Consider the following 17,496-nt stretch of genomic DNA (forward strand, 5'->3'; position numbering starts at 1 on the left):
CGGCTTGCCGCATCGCTACCGATACCGGCGCCTGCGTTCCGTTTTTCTTTTGCTTGTCCTCTCTTCGTGCGGCGCGTTGCTGGCGGCCTGCCAACGCGTGCCGGATGTCCTCCCGCAGCAGGCTTATATCTGGCAGCGCCAATGGAGTCCTGCCGTCGCCGGCGCCATGCAGGCCAGCGATCAGCTGGTCGGCGGCTGGCGCGTGCTGGCTGCGGAACTGACTCCGCAGCGTCAGTGGAAGACTGCCTCCCCCGACTGGCAAGCGTTGCGCACGACCACGCATGCCGTCGTGATGGTGGTGCGGCTGGACGGCCAGACCGACAGGCTCGATGCCGCCACGCAAACCCGCGTCGCCGACCTGCTCACGCGCTGGCGGCAACAGAACGTGACGGTGACCGGCGTGGAAATCGACTACGATTGCCCGACGTCGCAGTTGCCGGCCTATCGCCATTTTCTGACCGGTCTGCGGCAAAGCCTGGATCGCGACACCACGCTCTCCATCACCGCCCTGCCGACCTGGCTCAACAGCCCCGAGCTCAGCAAGCTGCTGGCCGTGGCGGACGAATCCGTACTGCAAGTGCACGCCGTGATGAATCCACGCCAGGGCTTGTTCGACGCCGAGCGCGCGCATGCCTGGCTGAAAGCCTATGCAAAGCAGACCGCACATCCCTGGCGCGTGGCGCTGCCCTCTTACAGCACGCGCGTGAGCTGGGACGACAACGGCCGCATCAGCGCGGTGGAAAGCGAGCGCCCTCTGCTGGCTTCCGGCGAGACTTCGCAGGAACTGGCGGCATCGCCGACCGCGGTGAGCGCCTTCCTCGCGCAACTGGACAAGGATCCTTCGCCGGGCCTGATCGGCGTGGTCTGGTTCCGCCTGCCGACCGAGGACGATGTGCGCAACTGGAGCCCGACGACCTGGCAAGCTGTGCTGGCGCGCCGGCCATTGACGTCGTCCCTCACGGTTGAGGTAATGCCCAACGCGCAGGCCGGCCTGCACGATCTCACGCTACGCAACACCGGCAACGCCGACAGCGCGCTGCCGCCGGTGGTGCGCATCGATGCGGCATGCAGCGCCGCCGACGGCATCAACGGCTACGCCCTGGAGGCGGACGCCAAGGGCAAATATCTGCGGCGCACGCGCGAAGGCTTATTGCGCGCCGGTTACCAACGCAACATCGGCTGGGTGCGCTGCCAGCAACCAGACATCCAACTCCATGTGGAACGCTAACTTGAACATGAACGTGAACATCAAACACCTTCGTATCGCCGCTGCATTGGCGCTCCCTTTCGGCGCCGCGGTCGTGATCGCCTGCGGCCCTGAGTTTCCGCTGCAGGTGCTGGACGACCGTGCCGGCACGCTGAAGGCGACGCCGGCCAATTCCTTTGCTTACGAGGCTTCGCATCTGGTCAAGGTTAGCGACCAATTGCAAGTCAACGAAAATGAAAACGCCTACGCATCGCCCGACAAGCTCACCGCCGCCGACGCCGTCGATGCGACCTTCATGACGCCCGCGCAACGTGCGCAGCTCAAGGCCGTACGCGCGCTCAAGGACGGCGACGCTGCGTACGCGCAAGGCGCCGACCTGCCGCCGGCGGTGCGTTTGTATGCGGCCGGCGCCGTGGATTATCTTGCCGCAGGCGACAATGGCGCGCGTGCGGTGAAGCGCTTCCAGGCCGTGCTCGATCTGCCCAAGGCGGATGGCGACAAGCGCGCCGTGTGGGCCGCTTACATGCTCGGACAGAGCCATGCCGGCGCGATGTTCGGCGCCGGCGGCAAGCCAACCGAAGAACGTACGAAAGCGACGCAGGCCTACGCACTGGCGCGTACTCGTGCAGCCGACGGCGCGCTCGATCCCAACGGTCTGGCGGTAGCCAGCTACGGAGAACAGGCGCGCGTGTTTCTCGCCAGCAGCGCGGCCCTGTGCAGCTACACCGACTTCGTCAACGCCGCGCCCTGCGCCGACGCCATCCCCGCCGTCGATCTGAAGCAAGCCATCCATCTGTACGCCCAACAGGCGGCGCACAATTCCGACAGCGGCGTGCAATCGCTGCGCAGCATCGCGGCCTGGGCGCTGAGCGATACCGAGCGTGCGCAAAAGCTGATCGACGATCCGCTCTCGCAGCGTCTGCTGGTCAGCTATGCGCTGGCGCGCGTGGGCGACATGAGCGGCGACAACGCCAGCCAGCCCGCTGAATACGATGCCTCGTGGGGCGGCTACGGCTACGTCGACGCTGCCAGAGGCGACAAAGGCGCCAAGGTCAATCCGGTGCTGCCGTCGCTGGTGGCGGCATTGCAGAAGCAAGGCATCGCCCGCATCGCCGACGCCGACCGCGTAGCGGCGCTGGCCTATCGCAGCGGCTACTACGACCTGGCGCAGACGCTGGCGGACAAGCAGCACAGCGCGCTGGCCAGCTGGGTGCGCGCCAAGCTGGCCCTGCGCAAAGGCGACGTCGCTGCTGCGGCGCAGGCTTACGCGGAAGCATCCAAAGCCTTTCCGCAAACCGACGCCAGCGTCGAACCCGCTTCGCTGGGCCTGATCAAGGCCGAGCAAAGCGTGCTGACGCTATCGCGCGGACAATACGTCGAAGCCTTCGACCAGTTGTACAGCGTCACCAAGGCCAGCCAGAACCGCGACGGCAAGGACGCCAGTCTGAGTCATCCTCTCTACAGCGACTACAGCGGCGACACCTGGTATCTGGCCGAGCGCGTACTGACGGTCGACGAGCTGAAAACCTATGTCGATGCGCACGTCCCCGCTACACCGGTGCCGGCGGCGCCGCAGAATTTTCCGACGACGCCCGACAAGCAATACTACGAATGGCTGAGCGCGCATCCGGTACAGATCTCCGACTACCTGCGCCGCTTATTGGCGCGCCGGCTGGTGCGCGAAGGACGCGTCGCCGACGCCTTGCCCTACTTCCCCGACGACCAGGACATGCGCTACGCCCCGATGGAACAGAACTACAGCGACGGCAAGAGCACGCTGGCGAACTGGCGCTATCGCGCGACCGCCAAAGCCTACGGCGATGCGCTGGACGACGCTGCCCATGCATGGCGCGCCGTCAATCGCGCCAAGGCCTGGTACGAAGCGGCGACGCTGGCGCGCCGGCGCGGCCTGGACATCATGGGATACGAGCAGGCACCCGACTACGCCGGCATGGACGGCATGCTCGGCTTCGGCCCCGGCCGTCGCACCGTCGATAATCTCTACTATGGCGACGCCAAAAAAACCGTCACCATCGACACCCCGGCGCAACGCGCCGCACTTGAACTGCCCGGTTCCTTCGTCACCGACGACGAACGCAAACGCTACGCCGCCAGCGAAAGCAAACCCAACGTCCGCTATCACTACCGCAACATCGCCGTCGACTACATCATGAAATCGGCAGATGCCTTGCCGCCGCGCTCGCAGGCGTTTGCTGCGGTGCTGTGCCAGGGCACCGGCTTCGTCTACTACGACGCGACGCTGGCGCCGGCGCTGTATCGCCGCTACGTGAAAGAAGGCACGGCCGTGCCGTTTTCCGCAGACTTCGGGCAGAACTGCGTGGAGCCGGATTTCAAGGCCGCCAGCCGCTTCCCGTATGTGCAGGCGTGGAAGAAGACGCGGCACTGGGTGGCGACGCATCGCGCCGTCAGCGTCGCGCTGCTGCTGGCCTTCCTGGCCGGGATCGGCACGCTCGGCGTCATCGTGGTGAAACGCTTGCGATCACGCCGACCGGGCGACGCTATCAAGCAGGATTGAAACACGCTCCCGTCGCGCTACGGAAAAGGCCTGCCGGATTATCCGCGCAGGCCTTTTTTCATCGGAATAGCGAACCTCGCGGCAATGCTATTTCCGCAGGCTCTGCATACGGCGCACATCGTCCAGCACCGGCACCAGCGTGACCAGGATCAGCATCGCCGCCAGCGGCAGCGTGAAGGTGAAGCCGATGTGGCGAAAACCGAGCGCGCCCGCCACGCCGCCGGCGAAGAACAACAGCACCAGCGTCGACAGGTTTTTCAGTTTGCCGATGTCGGCATGGACGTGCAGATCGGGATGGCGCTTGCTGTTCCAGTAGAGCGCCTTGCCCAGCTCGATGCCGATATCGGTGACCATGCCGGTGACATGCGTGGTGCGGATTTCCGCGCGCGAGAGTTTGGTGATCATGGCGTTTTGCAGACCCATGATGAAGCACAGCAGCATCACCGTCACGGGCACGAACAGCCATTCGACGCTGGTGATGTTGCCGCCGAGCAGCGCGAAGAACAGCAGCAGGATCGCTTCGGCGATCAGCGGCATGGCGTATTCCGCTTCCAGCCGCCGCTTGCGCGCCCAGTTGATCATCACCGCCGAACACGCCGCCCCGGCGATGAAGCAGAACATGCTGGCGGCGCCCGCCATCAGCAATCCCACCGCCCCGATCGCGACATCCTCCGCCATCAGCGACAGAATGCCCGACATATGCGAAGTGAATTGCCCCACCACCAGAAAGCCGCCGGCATTGATCGCGCCGGCGATCGCGGAGAGCACGAAGGCCAGGTGCCGGTTGCCGGTCAGGGTGCGGTTTTTTCCTGCAAGGCTTCTGAGGTAGGAGACTGGCATGGCGGCTCTCTCGGACGAAGTGAGGTGGAAGTGGAAAACACCGACAGTGCGCCGGCCCGGTGAGTATAGATGATGCGACGCATGGTCCGCTGACCGGCGACTCCGGCAATATTGGCGTTCAAACGGCGCTCCATCCGCACCTGCTATGCAGCGTGGATAAGCGGACCGAGTATCAAGATGCCGGCTCTTTATCGGCTGGCGCATCCAACGAACTACTACCCCGCATGTTTGATTCCATGTGCAATTTTTTCTCAGACTTCATGCAAATGCATGAGGCGCCCGCCTCAACAGCTTGCTAACCTGAGGTCGTGTCTCATAGGGGTATGAAGATGGCCCCTTCTGCATCTCGCAACTTTCGTTAGCCCGATTCTTCGTGTTCGCGATCTACCTCTGGAGAACACCACATGCCCAATCATCCAACGCTTATTGTCGACTTGCATACGCATCTGTTCAATGCCCGCTGTCTCCCGCTTGCCGGCATCATTGCCAATGCCATGGAAAAAGACGCAAGTGAAAGCCGTCTTGCCAGGGGTGCTGCAAAGCTGCTGGAACGATTGACCGAATCCGAATATCGGCCTCGGATCTATTTCAAGCAATTCGATGATTCGGTCAACGCCTATATTGAAGCGCTATCCGACTTATCCGCGAAGACGCTCACAACGCCGTTCGCACAGAATTTGTCGCAGGCAAAAGAATCCTCTCCGGCCACGGCGTCGGCGATGGTGCAAATTTATAGTGATGAACTCTATGCCGATCTGCGCGAACTCGAAGACATACTCATCGAAGAAGGTGGCCTGGATTCCTCACAACATTCATTTGTCGGCGTTGACGATATCAGCGAGTGGGCAAAGAAAATCGTCAGAGCCACCTTTCGTCGGCTTGAAGAGCTGATTACATTGCGCGACGAGATCGAGAACTATGCAGAGTTCTTCTTCAACATGCTGCATGCAGAAGAACATATGGCGCAGACTTTGATAGACGACTACGGCGATGACCTTCCGCCATTGCAGTTCGTGCATCATATGATGGACATGCAGATGGCCTATGTCGTCAATCAGACGCCGGCGCAAATGGTAAAACCAAAATACGATTTTTATGGCGTTCAGCTAGGACGAATGCAAGATCTTGCCGACCGCTATCAGACACGTGTTTTTGGTTTTTCGGCCTTTGATCCGCGACGTCCAGATTGGAGGGAAATAGTTGAAAGTTCCTGCGCCAAAGGATTCAGAGGATTTAAGTTCTATACCGCCATGGGTTACCTGCCTATTGGAAATGAGGACCCGGCAATCGAACAGCGTGTACTTGAATTCTTTCGTTTGTGCATTGCACGTGACATCCCCGTATTTACCCATTGCACACCGGTCGGTTTCCAAACAAGATTTCGAAAAGGCTTGAATGCAGATCCTAGAAATTGGGAAAAATTACTCGCCGCCAATAACGGTGAATTTGCAAAACTCAGATTGTGTTTTGGCCATGCCGGTGGCGGTCGTGCCGATAACAACGGTTTCAGCTCGCCAGGATGGGTGGCCAGTGAGGCTGAATGGAACTCACCGGGTAATTACGCATGGAATGTTGCGCGTCTCTGTCGGAAATACGAAAACGTCTATTGTGAATTCGCCTATATCACCGAGTTGATTGAAGGATCTGCGGCCGAGCAGAATGCCGCATACGCACGCTTCGAAGCAAATCTATTGAACGCATTAACCAGCAATGATGGCGAATCCTATGATTTTTCTCAAAAGATTGGTTACGGCTCTGATTGGCACATGCCCTCCATGGTCGATCACCCTCGCGCTTACTTAAACGTCTTCCTGAAAATGTTTGATGACAATCGGCCTTTGGCAGCCTATCGCGAGAATTTTTTCTGGGGAAATGCCTATCGCTATCTGAAGATATAGAACTCATTTCATAAATAGGCGTGAGTGCGAGCTTGCCATGTTTGGGATGAAGTGCAAGGCGCGACTCGGGGTCAAGACTGGGCGTCTTGACCCCGAGTCGTAACGCGGCAATTCGCCCAAACAGGCCGCTCCCTCCGGGTTCTTTCCAGAAAGGGCGCTGGCCGCGTTGCGCTCCTTGCGCGTGGCACCGCCACGCGACGCGTCGCACGCCTTGCCAGCACCCTTTCTGGGAAGAACGCATCTCATGCCTATTTATGAAATGAGTTCTAGTAATGGCGACAAATGGCCGGTAAAGAAGAGGATCGTTAATGCAGTCATCCTCCTTGGAGAATTTTTCCGGATTTATTTCTTGCCGCCGCTTTTTACGCGGCAACCAGCCAGGGACGCGAGTCCATGTAATCGTTTTTGTTTTAAAGGCTTTCCGGCAACGCATGCTTCTTAAGTTTGCGGAAACCGCTCAGGTATAATCGCGCGGCCTTTGTACTTCTGTGCGGCTTGTCTGTGGATGTGTCGACACGATAGAGAAAGAACGCATTTCACGCCTGTGGATGGCATGCGTTCCACATGACAGGTCCGCAACTTGAAACGCATCTCCGCCGCTTTATCTGTATTGTCAGCGATTGCTGTCGCGCTCAGCCTGAGCGGCTGCATCGCGCCGCCGATCGCGCTGACGCCGCTGACCGAACAGCGCCTGCACGTGCAGGCGCCGATTCGTTTCCTGCTGACCTTTGACGACGGCCCCAGCGCATCGAGTTTTTTCAATCCGACGCTGTCTATCCTCGACGACCTCGCCAACAACCCGATACAAGCCGGCATCAAGGCGGTGTTTTTTGTACAGACACGTGCGCACGGCGCCGGCGGTAGCGAACTGGGCCGCCGGATCATGCAGCGTGAGCACAACGAAGGCCATATCCTGGGCTTCCACACCAGCACGCCGGGACATACCAATCACCGGCATCTGAACCCGCAGGAGCTGGAGCAGTCGCTCACCGACGGCAGCGCCGATATTGCGTCCATCACCGGCGCAGCCCCGGTTTTTCTACGGCCGCCTTTCTGGAATTTCGATCAGCGCACTTTCGCCGCGTATCAGCAGCATGGCTTTCACGTGCTGATGACCGATGTCAGCCTGAACGACGGCAAGATCTGGGGCTACAACTTCAGCCTGCGCCGCCGCTCGAATATCGTGCGGCAGTTGTCCGAGGTGCGCGAACGCATTGCCGACGGCGAATTGCCGACGGTCGACGGCGTGATCCCGGTGGAAGTCACCTTCCACGATCTCAACCGCTACACCTCGCGCCACATGCAGGAATACCTGCAGATCCTGCTCGACAGCGCCCAGGAGACCGGCCTGACGGTGGCCGCGAAACCGTTTTACGACGACAGCGCGGCCTTGCAGCGCGCGGTCATGGCGCGCACCGTCACAGACCGCTCCAAGCCGCTGCATTTGCCGGGGCTATGGGCTTGGATGTGGGATGGCAATTCACACTGAGCATGCTGAGCATTGCGATGTGAAATCTGAAGCACAATAAAAAAGGTCTGGTTCATTGAAGAACCAGACCTTTTTTTATTTTTCTCTTACATGAAAGATCTTTAAAGACTCAAGAGAAAGATAGATCTTTGTATCTATCCAGAACGTTGTACATTCCATCAAAATTGATATGCCGTCGCCAATTCCACATTCGAATATCGCCAGCACACTGCGAGTATAAATATCTCAGAAATTGTGAAGGCAACAGTGGATCGTTACACATGTAAGACTGACTGTCGGTATCTCGATACCAGACATAACCGTGAACCAAATCCGCATCCGGGTAATGCTCTCCTTTTATCAACGTAAAAGTAATCTCTTCGAATATGCGACGTCGAAATTCATCCGACTCAATCAAACAATGAATATGCGCATGCACAATACAACCACCCGCGTGAGACGTTCCTGTACCTGACCCACTTTCAAAGAAAATAAGACGTTGATTAGAAATTAATTCTGTATAGCGCTGCAGCTTCTCAATTATGTGCATAGCCTCATCAACCAAAGAAGGAGGCAATATTGCGAATGAATTTACATGCAGTTTTGGAACTAACATTACGTGAGAGTCATTAAGCGGCCCAGCACTGGGTACAACTACAAAATTATCGGACTCAACAATCTTGTTTTTTCCGGCACTTACCAATCCCTTATAAATTCCGTCCCAATCATCTGGAATCTGCCCTGATAACTCTGAGCATAAATTGCATTTATTGATCATGATTCGTTGATTTAGGAATAATCTTTTCTGCCCACGCTGCAAGTCGACTTAAGACCAAATCAGAGAAATAACCAAGTAGAAAACTTGTCGCGAATGCAGCACGTGCTGAGTCTTTATGTTTTATTGAAATCGGTAAAAAATCCGAAGTGGCTAAGAAGAAAGTTGCGAGTGCAACTAACCCCGAGAGGAATGGCGTAAGAACTCTCCAATAGAACTTATGGGGCTGCCATCGAAAGGGATATTGATTGTTTTTCCCTCTTGCGGTCACTCGATAAAACCATTTGGTGTCATAAACCCATCCGCCTAAGAAACCACCGAGATACGCAAACACTACCAGCTTGTCATCGTGCCTTATCCCAAGCCAATTGTTACCAAACTGCAAAAATAACATCGCGCCAACTGACAATAGGAAGATGGCCACTAAATACCAGAACTCAAATTTTATTTGAGCCTCGTCCGTTGAAAAGAATGGCACGCAGTCTCTCCCTGCCAATCCTTCATCTGTTCTCGTTTCTCCGGCCATTTCTCTCTCTTATTTTTTAGGTTTTGGCGTGATGTAAGTCCGTAGATTATTACTTCTATAGCCCACTACCGATTTTGAAACTTCTACGTTGCTTTAATAAGCTCGTTGCGCTGTCGAAATTACTAAATATGTCTTACGACAAAACGGCCTGGTTCACTGAAGAACCAAGCCGTTTTTTTACGCCGTCACTACTGGCAAAAAGACTCAATGTGAGAGGCGATAAGAAAATGAGAATTTTTGTTTTGTTTTATCGCAATCTTTCTACAAGTTAATGAGATTTTTTCTATGAGTTGGTGAGATGTTGTTGGGAGCATTCTATGTCACGGCATCAGGTTTTTTGAAATTCCCGGTCGCAGCTCTTCCTCGGCAGCCTTGTGTTCTGAGCTTCTGCGGTTGGTCATCAATCATCATCTACTAGGCCTAACCATTTGAGCTTCATTTCAGACCTAGATAGGTCCGAACATGCCTGTGTAAATTAGCGCTTCCCAAACCTTCTTTATTGTTGTCCCGTTTCTCGCGTCACAAATAAAGATGAACGGCTACCGTGGGGCTCACCAAGAAAGTAAGGCCGCATGCTCTCCCATGTTTCTGCCACTTCCGACTATTGCTAGCAGGGAACTTCCTTTTCCAGAATAAGGGGCACAACTTCTGATGCCGGGATCATTCCATCTAAAGGAATAGATTTATGCCATTCATACTCGACCAATATAGGCGTAGCGTCTATGTTGTAGAACTTTACGTTAAGCCTTGTCGCGGTGATGTTTGCAGCATGGTGATGAGGCATCTTGGTCACGGAATCGCGAACTTCCTGCCAATCGCCATAAGGACAGGTTATAAATCCGTTAGCGAAATATCTGATGTGATCGAGGCTCTGATATCCACAGCGCTTATCAGGGATATTCCGTGTCGACAGTATAGGGAGCGGTTATTGATAATGGCACACATCATTAGCAAAACAACAAGATTACTCACGAGAGAGAAAATATCGTCGCCAATCAAAAAATTAATTGGCGCAAAAAACAAATATAACCCTATGATTTTAAATATATATTTTTACAAAAATTAAACTATCATTAAACATATGTGTGCAGGCACGAAAAAAGGGTAGAATCAAGTCGTCGTAGGTCTTCCGGAAGAAGCCTTCCTGCGGCAAATTGAACAACACCACCCTTTAGAGAGAGTTTACCATGGGAAAAGAAGCTGAACGCGACTACCGCATTCAACAGTTGGAACGCAAGGTTACCGGCTTGCAACGTCAAGTCGGTGTAATGAATGCTCGTTACGAGGTTGACTCCAGCAAGATGTCTCGCAAGATTCGAGACCTAGAAATCAAAACTGCTGTGCAACAAGGTGTTCCACAGAAAAAAGTTGCGGAAATCTACGAAATCAGTACTGGCCGTGTCAGTCAGATCATGAAAAAAATTGCTTGATAAAAAACGGGCTACTTCGGTAGCCCGTTTTTCATTGTTGGATCAGGGGAACCAGTACGGCAGCGATGCCTGGCGACGCTTCTGTAAGGCGAATTGTTGATTTTCATCAGGAATTGACTCACGTTTAAAACACAATTCTGCTTATCACCACAAGCAGGAGATCGGAGTGATCGACGTGGCATTACTTGGAATTATTCGACGCTGGCACCTTCGTGACCAGGTCCCATTGCGAGAGATCGCCAGGCGTTTAAGCATCTCACGCAACACCGTCAGAGGGTATATCCGCGCGGAAACCATTGGGCCAGCTTATGCAGACAGGCGTCCCCAGGGGCTCTCGGGACGAGTACACCCTCAAACTCTCGACCTGGCTAAAGACCGAAACGGTCAAGTCACGCAAGCAGCGCCGTACCTTACGCAGCGGCACTTTGAGCTGCGATCCTTGGGTTACGAGAGGTCGTACGATCGCATCGCTGCCTTCGCAAAGCGCTAGAAGGTGGATCAATTGGAGAGGGTCAATTCCGCGAGAAAATCAACATTTTCATGGCGCCTACTTTCGTCTAGCCTTTATCTTCGTTGAAACAATGGACGTTCATGAATTTTACAAGGGACTCTGGTAAAGTGGCCTGTCCGGAAGAACCAATACAGATCCAAGCGTCAGCACTGTAATAGACCCTTAACATGTGCCCTTCGGATTGAAGTATAAGCGCAGGCTGGGTGTCATCATAGGTTTCCGCATAGTAGTAAGTCATTCCCGGTAATGCGTACTTTGATCGTTGCAATGCAAGAAAGAGCGCATAACTCCTTATCTCTGCGTGATATCCAGAAAGCCGTTTTCGTGACAACAAATAAATGTCACCCGCCCCTTTACGATGTACGAGACGTTCTCTGCAATAATCGATAAGTTGAGGCTCTGCCACGACATACTTTCGCCAATCATTGCAGACAGCAGTATCAATGATTTCCTGTAGCGAGATAATGGCGTTGTTCCCAACGCGATCGAGTAAATTTCGAAACTCACGCCGGCCGATTATTCTTAACCAGTTCTCTGACCTATCGCGGTAAGTACCCGCATCGGGCTGGCAGAATGAGAATTTTGACGAACCGCGCTCGATCAAGTAGTCACTCATGGACAATAATGCACGCTCCAGGATGTGCTGCGTAGAGTCACGTATACCTGTAGCAAGTACAGCTCTTGCTCGCTCCGAGTAATAGGCAAATGCATCATGGTCAAGAGATCCTTCGGACGAAGTGCTAAAGTCAAGCAAAAATCCTATCTTTCCTTGCAGATAGGGATGTATCTCGGCCTCAATGAACAGGGCTTCCCGTGCTGGATCTTCTAAAATAAGTCGCGCTTTGCGGACTTCTTCTTTTGCCTGTTCACCACTGAAGCCGGAAGGAGGTACTGATGCTTTCGATAATGATTCATACAGATTTCCGATATAAAGATTTAGTGCCTGCACGCCCTTGATTGCCAGGATAGCTGTATAGATATCATCGATGCGCTGATTGGCGAGAAGGTTTGACGTGACACGGTCCCACCGGGAGCGCTCTTTCTCTAGACCTGCTACTTCCGACTTCACGACAGGGCTGTCAATCCATCCAACGAGGCAGAAAAACTTTATAAGATCGAGGTAGTCACTAGTGGGCCCCAAGGCTCGCTCTAGCGTTGTCAAGTCCGCCGTAGAGACAGAGCCGCTGAAGTGGTCCAACACCTTTGTGGTGATTAGCGCAGTAGTAGGGCTAAAGGCTCCATGGCTCTCGAGCTCTCGTAGGGGGATGTAGCCACGCGCTTGGCGTAACTTCATGATCCACTCAATGACCGACCTTGGCGCGCTATAAGGATGTTCGATTCGATTGCAAGCATCGAAGAATGCCATCAGGTACATGAACCGTAGATAGAAATCATCAACCACCTGTCCAACGGGTACATCCTTCTTCTTGGAGGCGAGGCGCCAGAAAAGATCCATCCACTTCTGGTCCATCGCCAAATCAAAGCCCTTTGCCCAAGGTTCTGGCGCCACACGTCTGACAAGCCAAGCTTTAAAGTTTTCAAACGGAGTAAGCGGTTTGCCCCGAGCATTCATTTTGATATACAAATCATCGGTCAGACCGAAGCGCTCCAAGTCGAGAAAGTGGAACGTGATCCTAGGCTGATGCTCGTCTACAAGGAGCGCATACATGCCCTTGGTGACGCCAAACATCTGGGCAATGGCATTGAGCGTGACCAGGCATGATTTAACCGTAGGGTCGCCGCGCCAGGAAAGGAAGAACCAGTTGCTGTCGGCCAAACTGGCGGAGAGCCCACCAGCCCGCAACTTCTCTTCAGCCGGCAACACAACCAAAGCATTTGCAAGTGCATCAAAAAACTCAGCAGAGCTTGGCCGCGTGGCGTAGGTGAACCTAGAGCGTCCATCTCTTGTCCAGCGAGCCTTAAAGTCTTCAGACTGTCCCTCGCATGTTGCGACATACCAGTGAAGAAGAAATAGACTTGTTAGACGCTGTTGGCCGTCAAGCAGAGAGAGTACTCTGCCTGCGCCGTCTTCAAATGTCCCATAGATGAAGTCGAGATCTAGTCCACGCTTGTTCTCGTTGCTTAATGCATCCCGTAACGAGGCCAAGAAACCGTCCAAGACGTCAATGGATTGTTTTCTTCCTTGGGCATAGTCACGTTGAATGATAGGAATTTCAACTGTGTCGATGCTCGCAAAGAGCGTCGCGAATGAATGCTGCCGTGCTTCGCTCATACGTGTTCTCCATCATATGTGAAGAAGCGTACTAGCGAACTCACGAGGGCTTGCTCGTGCTCTTTCGCATCCTGACGACTCCAGGTTAACATTTCGTCGATCTTGCTGCTGTAGTACTTTAGGAAAGCATTTTTTGTACATGGTGGAACGAAGCGGCCCGACTTGTCCAGCGCGATGAGTTTGCGCCGTTTGTGTGGAAAGATCGCGTTCCCGTAACTTCGATTGGTACCAGCATCCAGGAGTGTCAAGTTACCAATGCTGTTGTCGACTTCAACATCCGAGCCAGGATCATAGCGGTCGATAACGTCATTGAATACCGTCTCGAACGCGGGAACGTCAAAGGGCTCCATCTCACGCACTGCGCGCAAACGTTCAGCGAACTTCTGTTCGTATGCGTGGCTTCCGCGGCTAACCGCCGCCAGTTCTGGCTCCGAGAAGTATTCGAGTGCCTGCCCTAGCCAGGCTTTCTGAGCGTCAACGCGCTGAGGCATGTCGGATTTCACCGACCGAATGTGCTCTAGATCCCATTGTTCCTTCTTGAAATGATCAAAGGGGAACCACGGCCCACTGTCACCAAGTTCCAATAGTGACGCGATATTAAACAATGTCAGAAGACGGCGGATAGATACAGGATGCGAATCATAGTCCAACTGCGCCACGTGACCATGGATGAACTCGGACAAGTCGGCCTCATCCACGGAGCCTCGAAGTTTTCCGAAGGCGAGCTTGAACACTTCCGCTTTAAGCGCAGCTCGAAACGCGGTCTTGGATTTAGCGCTGCGTGCAAGGTCGCACACCTGTCCTACTTTAACTTCTTGACAGAGGAGAAATCCAACAACGTGATACAAGAACCGGTCTCGGAACCACTCATCGAGTTGCAGAAACACTCGTTTGATCATGTCCCATTCGTTTGTAACCGCGTTCTGTTTTGACGCCAGATGCGTGTTAAATGTAAGGAACAGACGATTCACGTCCCAACGGCTTACAACTTGCGGTATCTCCTCGGCGCGCAAATCCAATACCAAGTCAATGCGATTCACTTCCTGCTGGCGATTAGACAAGAAATACCAAAATGCCTCTTCCTGCAAACGTCGCTCGATTTCATCCCAATCTTGGGCAATCCTTAACTGCTGCAGCAATTTGGCGCGCGATCCATCGCTGTCAAAATTCCCGCTCCGCAAGAACAGTGCTTTTACAAGTTCTGCGTTTGTGAGCGGAATCTTGCCAACGTTCAAGCGCGTAAACACATCGATCGGTTCAACAGCTTCATCAACCTGGTACCAGATGACCTTGATCTCATTCAAAACTGCAGCCTCGATGTAGTTTAATCGGTTGCTCCTCAGCCTGAACCAATCGCGAATGACTTGATACGAATTCCAGATATGAAAAAAGTCGATGTTATCCTGATGCGATTTTTCATCTAGTGACAGCAAGTAACTAGCGCTGTTTTCACGAGTCTCATAGGTGAGTTTGAACAATTCCTTGCGCTCTTCAGCGACCAATCGGCTGTTGAGATAAGACAGGATCAGAAAGATTGTTGTAAGCCGTTGCTGCCCATCAATGAGTTCCCAGTAGTCGTTGCGCCGGGTGACGACGACCGGTTGCAAACAGTAAAACTCTCCCGGGATCGGCTTGTGCCTTTCCGTGAAGGTTGCTACATCGTTTAACAAATCCGTGACTTGCTGAACGGTCCAACGATAGCCACGCTGGTAAGCAGGAATGAAGAATGATTCGGTCATTAGTTGGCTGACAGAACGCAATTGAAGATTACCTGTATTCATACTTCCTCGTTGATCTACGATAGGTGCGAAGAACTACCTTCGCTCGATTTTTAGAGTTTTCAGCGCTTTTCACCGGGAAGTTAGGGGAAAAATTCCCCTACCAGTATGGTGTTGAATTGCATTAAATGTTGACCCAACTTTTGCATCGAATTTTGACCCGTTCTTTGCTTCTAGTTTTATAAGTTGATGGTTACTTTGCTAGACGATTTCTCCTTTCTTTTCAGCTGAGTCGAGCTGTTTTTGAAGCGATAGCTATCGTTGCCTGTCTCGAGAATATTACAGTGATGGGTAAGTCTATCAAGTAAAGCAGTAGTCATTTTGGCGTCTCCAAATACGGCGCCCCATTCTGAAAATCCCAAATTAGTCGTAATGATAAGACTAGTACGCTCATAGAGCTTACTTATCAAATGAAATAACAGCGATCCGCCTACTTGGCTAAACGGAAGATATCCAAGCTCGTCGAGAATAACCAGATCAGTGTAAAGGAGGCGCATAGCTAAGTGGCCAGCCTTCCCTTGCTGCTTCTCTAGTTCTAGCAAATTGACAAGTTCTACCGTCGAGAAGTACCGAACACGACATTGATGATGCTCTATCGCATGCGTACCAATGGCCGTCGCTAAATGCGTCTTTCCGGTTCCCGGTCCTCCCACCAAAACTATATTCTGTGCTGATTGGAGAAAGTCGCAACGATGTAATTGCTTCACGAGTGCTTCATTGACTTCACTGCAATTGAAGTCAAAGCCGTTCAAATCTTTATAAGCTGGAAACTTTGCCACTTTCATTTGATAAGCTAAAGAACGAACTTGTCGCTCCGCTATTTCTGCCTTCAGTAAATCGGATAGAACTGGCGACGCAGCTTGGAACGCGGGAGAGTCCTGTTCCGCGAGATCTTCTACCGCTTGAGCCATTCCTCGAAGTTTAAGAGATGCGAACATCCCCACCATGACGTCATGCTGCATCTTCCGCTCCTTTATCTCTTAAGCTGTCATATCGCCCTGTATCGGCCTCCGGTTCAATCAGTAAGCTCAATGCTTGTGGCGTGCTTATACGTGGTGGTGGCGTTCCATCAAGCGATCGGCTGAGGATATTTAGCACGGTTTGCTTTGATGCGGCGCCCGATTTCATCGCTTCCTCAACCGCAGCGAGTACCAATTTTTCATCATGAAATAGCACCAAGGCGAGTATGTCGACCATATCTCGGTCACCTCCCGGTCGCTTCATTATTACGCTTTGAATCTGTTTGAAAGGTTCCGGCAACTCATTGAACGGCGCCCCGTTGCGTAATGCTCCGGGCTTACGCTGTAATACTGCCAGGTAGTGGCGCCAATTGAAGACTGTCTTTCCAGGGCCGTGATCGCGATTGATAACGCGGTCGTGCTCGGCAATGACCCGGCCTTCCGCGACAACAACCAACTTGCTGGCATAGACGCGCAAGCTAATAGGGCGATTGGCAAATGAAGCTGGAACGCTATAGCGGTTTCTATCCAATGTGACGAGACAAGTTGGAGATACCCGTTTTGTGTGTTCAACAAAACCATCGAATGGCTGGCCCACGGGCAAAAGGTGAGGCAGTTCTAGTTCCCAAGCGTCCCATACCGACATCTCCGCTTCCGGATGGCGAATTTGACGCCACAGCTGCCGGCACTCGGCCTCCAACCAAATGTTCAATGCATCTAAGGACGCAAAAGCCAATTCTTTTTGCCAAATACGATGTCTACTATCCCGGACGTTTTTCTCGATCTGCCCCTTCTCCCATCCAGAGGCAGGGTTGCAGAATTCTGTATCAAACAAGTAATGGCTGGCCATCGCATTGAATCGGGCATTTACATCCCTCTGTTTGCCCGACTTAATCTTGTCCACAGCCGTTTTCATATTGTCATAGATGCCACGCTTCGGTATCCCTCCTAGCGCTACGAACGCATGATTGTGCGCATCGAAGAGCATCTCATGTGTCTGCAATAAATATGCTCGAAGATAGAACGCACGGCTATGGCTCAGCTTAAATTGCGCAATTTGTAGCTTTGTCCGCTCCCCATTGATGACGACCCAGCCCTCACTCCAATCGAATTGAAATGCCTCTCCAGGGGCGAAAGAGAGAGGAATATATGTTGATTTGCTCGCAGAATTGACCCTCTCCAATTGATCCACCTTCCAGCGTCTGGCGAAGGCCGCGACCCGATCGTACGCCCCCTCATAACCCAACGCTCGCAGCTCCAAATGGAGCTGCTTCAACGTACGGCGTTGCTTGCGTGACTTGGCAGCTTCAGTCTTTAACCAGGCCGAGAGTTTGA

11 protein-coding genes and 1 pseudogene are annotated in these 17,496 nt (G+C 53.3%); 5 read left to right on the forward strand and 7 right to left on the reverse strand.

Translation table 11 applies throughout. The features are described 5' to 3' along the window. The first annotated feature begins 97 nt into the window (after positions 1 to 97). Together AKL25_RS22050 and AKL25_RS22055 are read left to right on the forward strand one after the other, a co-directional pair. Entirely contained in the window at positions 98 to 1,228 is a 1,131-nt protein-coding gene (locus AKL25_RS22050) for a DUF3142 domain-containing protein (protein ID WP_240475831.1), read from the forward strand. 7 nt (positions 1,229 to 1,235) lie between these two features. After that, positions 1,236 to 3,743, forward strand: coding sequence for a hypothetical protein (locus AKL25_RS22055; RefSeq protein ID WP_240475832.1), 2,508 nt, complete (start codon positions 1,236 to 1,238; stop codon positions 3,741 to 3,743). Positions 3,744 to 3,854: 111 nt separating this feature from the next. On the opposite strand, the pseudogene AKL25_RS22060 reads toward AKL25_RS22055, so the two are convergent. Further along, positions 3,855 to 4,583, reverse strand: a pseudogene (locus AKL25_RS22060) (YoaK family protein); the annotation flags it as partial. A gap of 404 nt (positions 4,584 to 4,987) precedes the next feature. Between AKL25_RS22060 and AKL25_RS22065 the strand changes: the two are divergent. Both AKL25_RS22065 and AKL25_RS22070 read left to right on the forward strand, forming a co-directional pair. Beyond that, positions 4,988 to 6,481, forward strand: coding sequence for an amidohydrolase family protein (locus AKL25_RS22065; RefSeq protein ID WP_050479873.1), 1,494 nt, complete (start codon positions 4,988 to 4,990; stop codon positions 6,479 to 6,481). A 580-nt stretch (positions 6,482 to 7,061) separates the two neighbouring features. Beyond that, on the forward strand, positions 7,062 to 7,970 hold the full coding sequence (locus AKL25_RS22070) for a polysaccharide deacetylase family protein (RefSeq protein WP_050479874.1): 909 nt from the start codon (positions 7,062 to 7,064) through the stop codon (positions 7,968 to 7,970). Between the two features lie 109 nt (positions 7,971 to 8,079). Here the strand turns inward: AKL25_RS22070 and AKL25_RS24355 are convergent, their stop codons facing one another. After that, positions 8,080 to 8,727, reverse strand: a complete 648-nt coding sequence (locus AKL25_RS24355) for an HIT family protein (RefSeq protein ID WP_157050731.1) — start codon at positions 8,725 to 8,727, stop codon at positions 8,080 to 8,082. Further along, a complete protein-coding gene (locus AKL25_RS23955) occupies positions 8,717 to 9,250 on the reverse strand; it encodes a hypothetical protein (RefSeq protein ID WP_083444834.1) in 534 nt (177 codons plus the stop codon). The genes AKL25_RS24355 and AKL25_RS23955 overlap by 11 nt, the downstream gene beginning before the upstream one ends. 1,187 nt (positions 9,251 to 10,437) lie before the next feature. Between AKL25_RS23955 and AKL25_RS22080 the strand changes: the two genes are divergently transcribed. Further along, complete coding sequence (locus tag AKL25_RS22080; RefSeq protein WP_050479876.1) at positions 10,438 to 10,680, forward strand: hypothetical protein; 243 nt, start codon at positions 10,438 to 10,440, stop codon at positions 10,678 to 10,680. Positions 10,681 to 11,237: 557 nt separating this feature from the next. Here AKL25_RS22080 and AKL25_RS22085 read toward each other — a convergent pair. From AKL25_RS22085 to istA, 4 genes are all read right to left on the reverse strand, one after another. Beyond that, entirely contained in the window at positions 11,238 to 13,424 is a 2,187-nt protein-coding gene (locus AKL25_RS22085) for a DUF262 domain-containing protein (protein WP_050479877.1), read from the reverse strand. After that, positions 13,421 to 15,205: a GmrSD restriction endonuclease domain-containing protein gene (locus AKL25_RS22090; RefSeq protein ID WP_050479878.1), complete on the reverse strand. Its 1,785-nt coding sequence runs from the start codon at positions 15,203 to 15,205 to the stop codon at positions 13,421 to 13,423. Before AKL25_RS22090 ends, AKL25_RS22085 begins: the two co-directional genes overlap by 4 nt. Before the next feature lie 176 nt (positions 15,206 to 15,381). Next, complete coding sequence (gene istB, locus AKL25_RS22095; RefSeq protein WP_050479879.1) at positions 15,382 to 16,164, reverse strand: IS21-like element helper ATPase IstB; 783 nt, start codon at positions 16,162 to 16,164, stop codon at positions 15,382 to 15,384. Beyond that, positions 16,154 to 17,496, reverse strand: a 1,343-nt coding sequence (gene istA / locus AKL25_RS22100) for an IS21 family transposase (protein ID WP_050479884.1), incomplete at its 5' end; no start/stop codon positions are given. The genes istB and istA, both read right to left, overlap by 11 nt.

Source organism: Herbaspirillum rhizosphaerae (genome assembly GCF_001189965.1).
GTDB lineage: Bacteria > Pseudomonadota > Gammaproteobacteria > Burkholderiales > Burkholderiaceae_D > Herbaspirillum > Herbaspirillum rhizosphaerae.

Excerpts from the sequence above, each read along its gene's own strand:
- AKL25_RS22055 (WP_240475832.1), top strand. The coding sequence starts at position 1,236 with ATGAACGTGAACATCAAACACCTTCGTATCGCCGCTGCATTGGCGCTC.
- AKL25_RS22065 (WP_050479873.1), top strand. The coding sequence starts at position 4,988 with ATGCCCAATCATCCAACGCTTATTGTCGACTTGCATACGCATCTGTTC.
- AKL25_RS24355 (WP_157050731.1), bottom strand. The coding sequence starts at position 8,727 with ATGATCAATAAATGCAATTTATGCTCAGAGTTATCAGGGCAGATTCCA.
- AKL25_RS23955 (WP_083444834.1), bottom strand. The coding sequence starts at position 9,250 with ATGGCCGGAGAAACGAGAACAGATGAAGGATTGGCAGGGAGAGACTGC.
- AKL25_RS22080 (WP_050479876.1), top strand. The coding sequence starts at position 10,438 with ATGGGAAAAGAAGCTGAACGCGACTACCGCATTCAACAGTTGGAACGC.
- AKL25_RS22085 (WP_050479877.1), bottom strand. The coding sequence starts at position 13,424 with ATGAGCGAAGCACGGCAGCATTCATTCGCGACGCTCTTTGCGAGCATC.
- AKL25_RS22090 (WP_050479878.1), bottom strand. The coding sequence starts at position 15,205 with ATGAATACAGGTAATCTTCAATTGCGTTCTGTCAGCCAACTAATGACC.
- istB (WP_050479879.1), bottom strand. The coding sequence starts at position 16,164 with ATGCAGCATGACGTCATGGTGGGGATGTTCGCATCTCTTAAACTTCGA.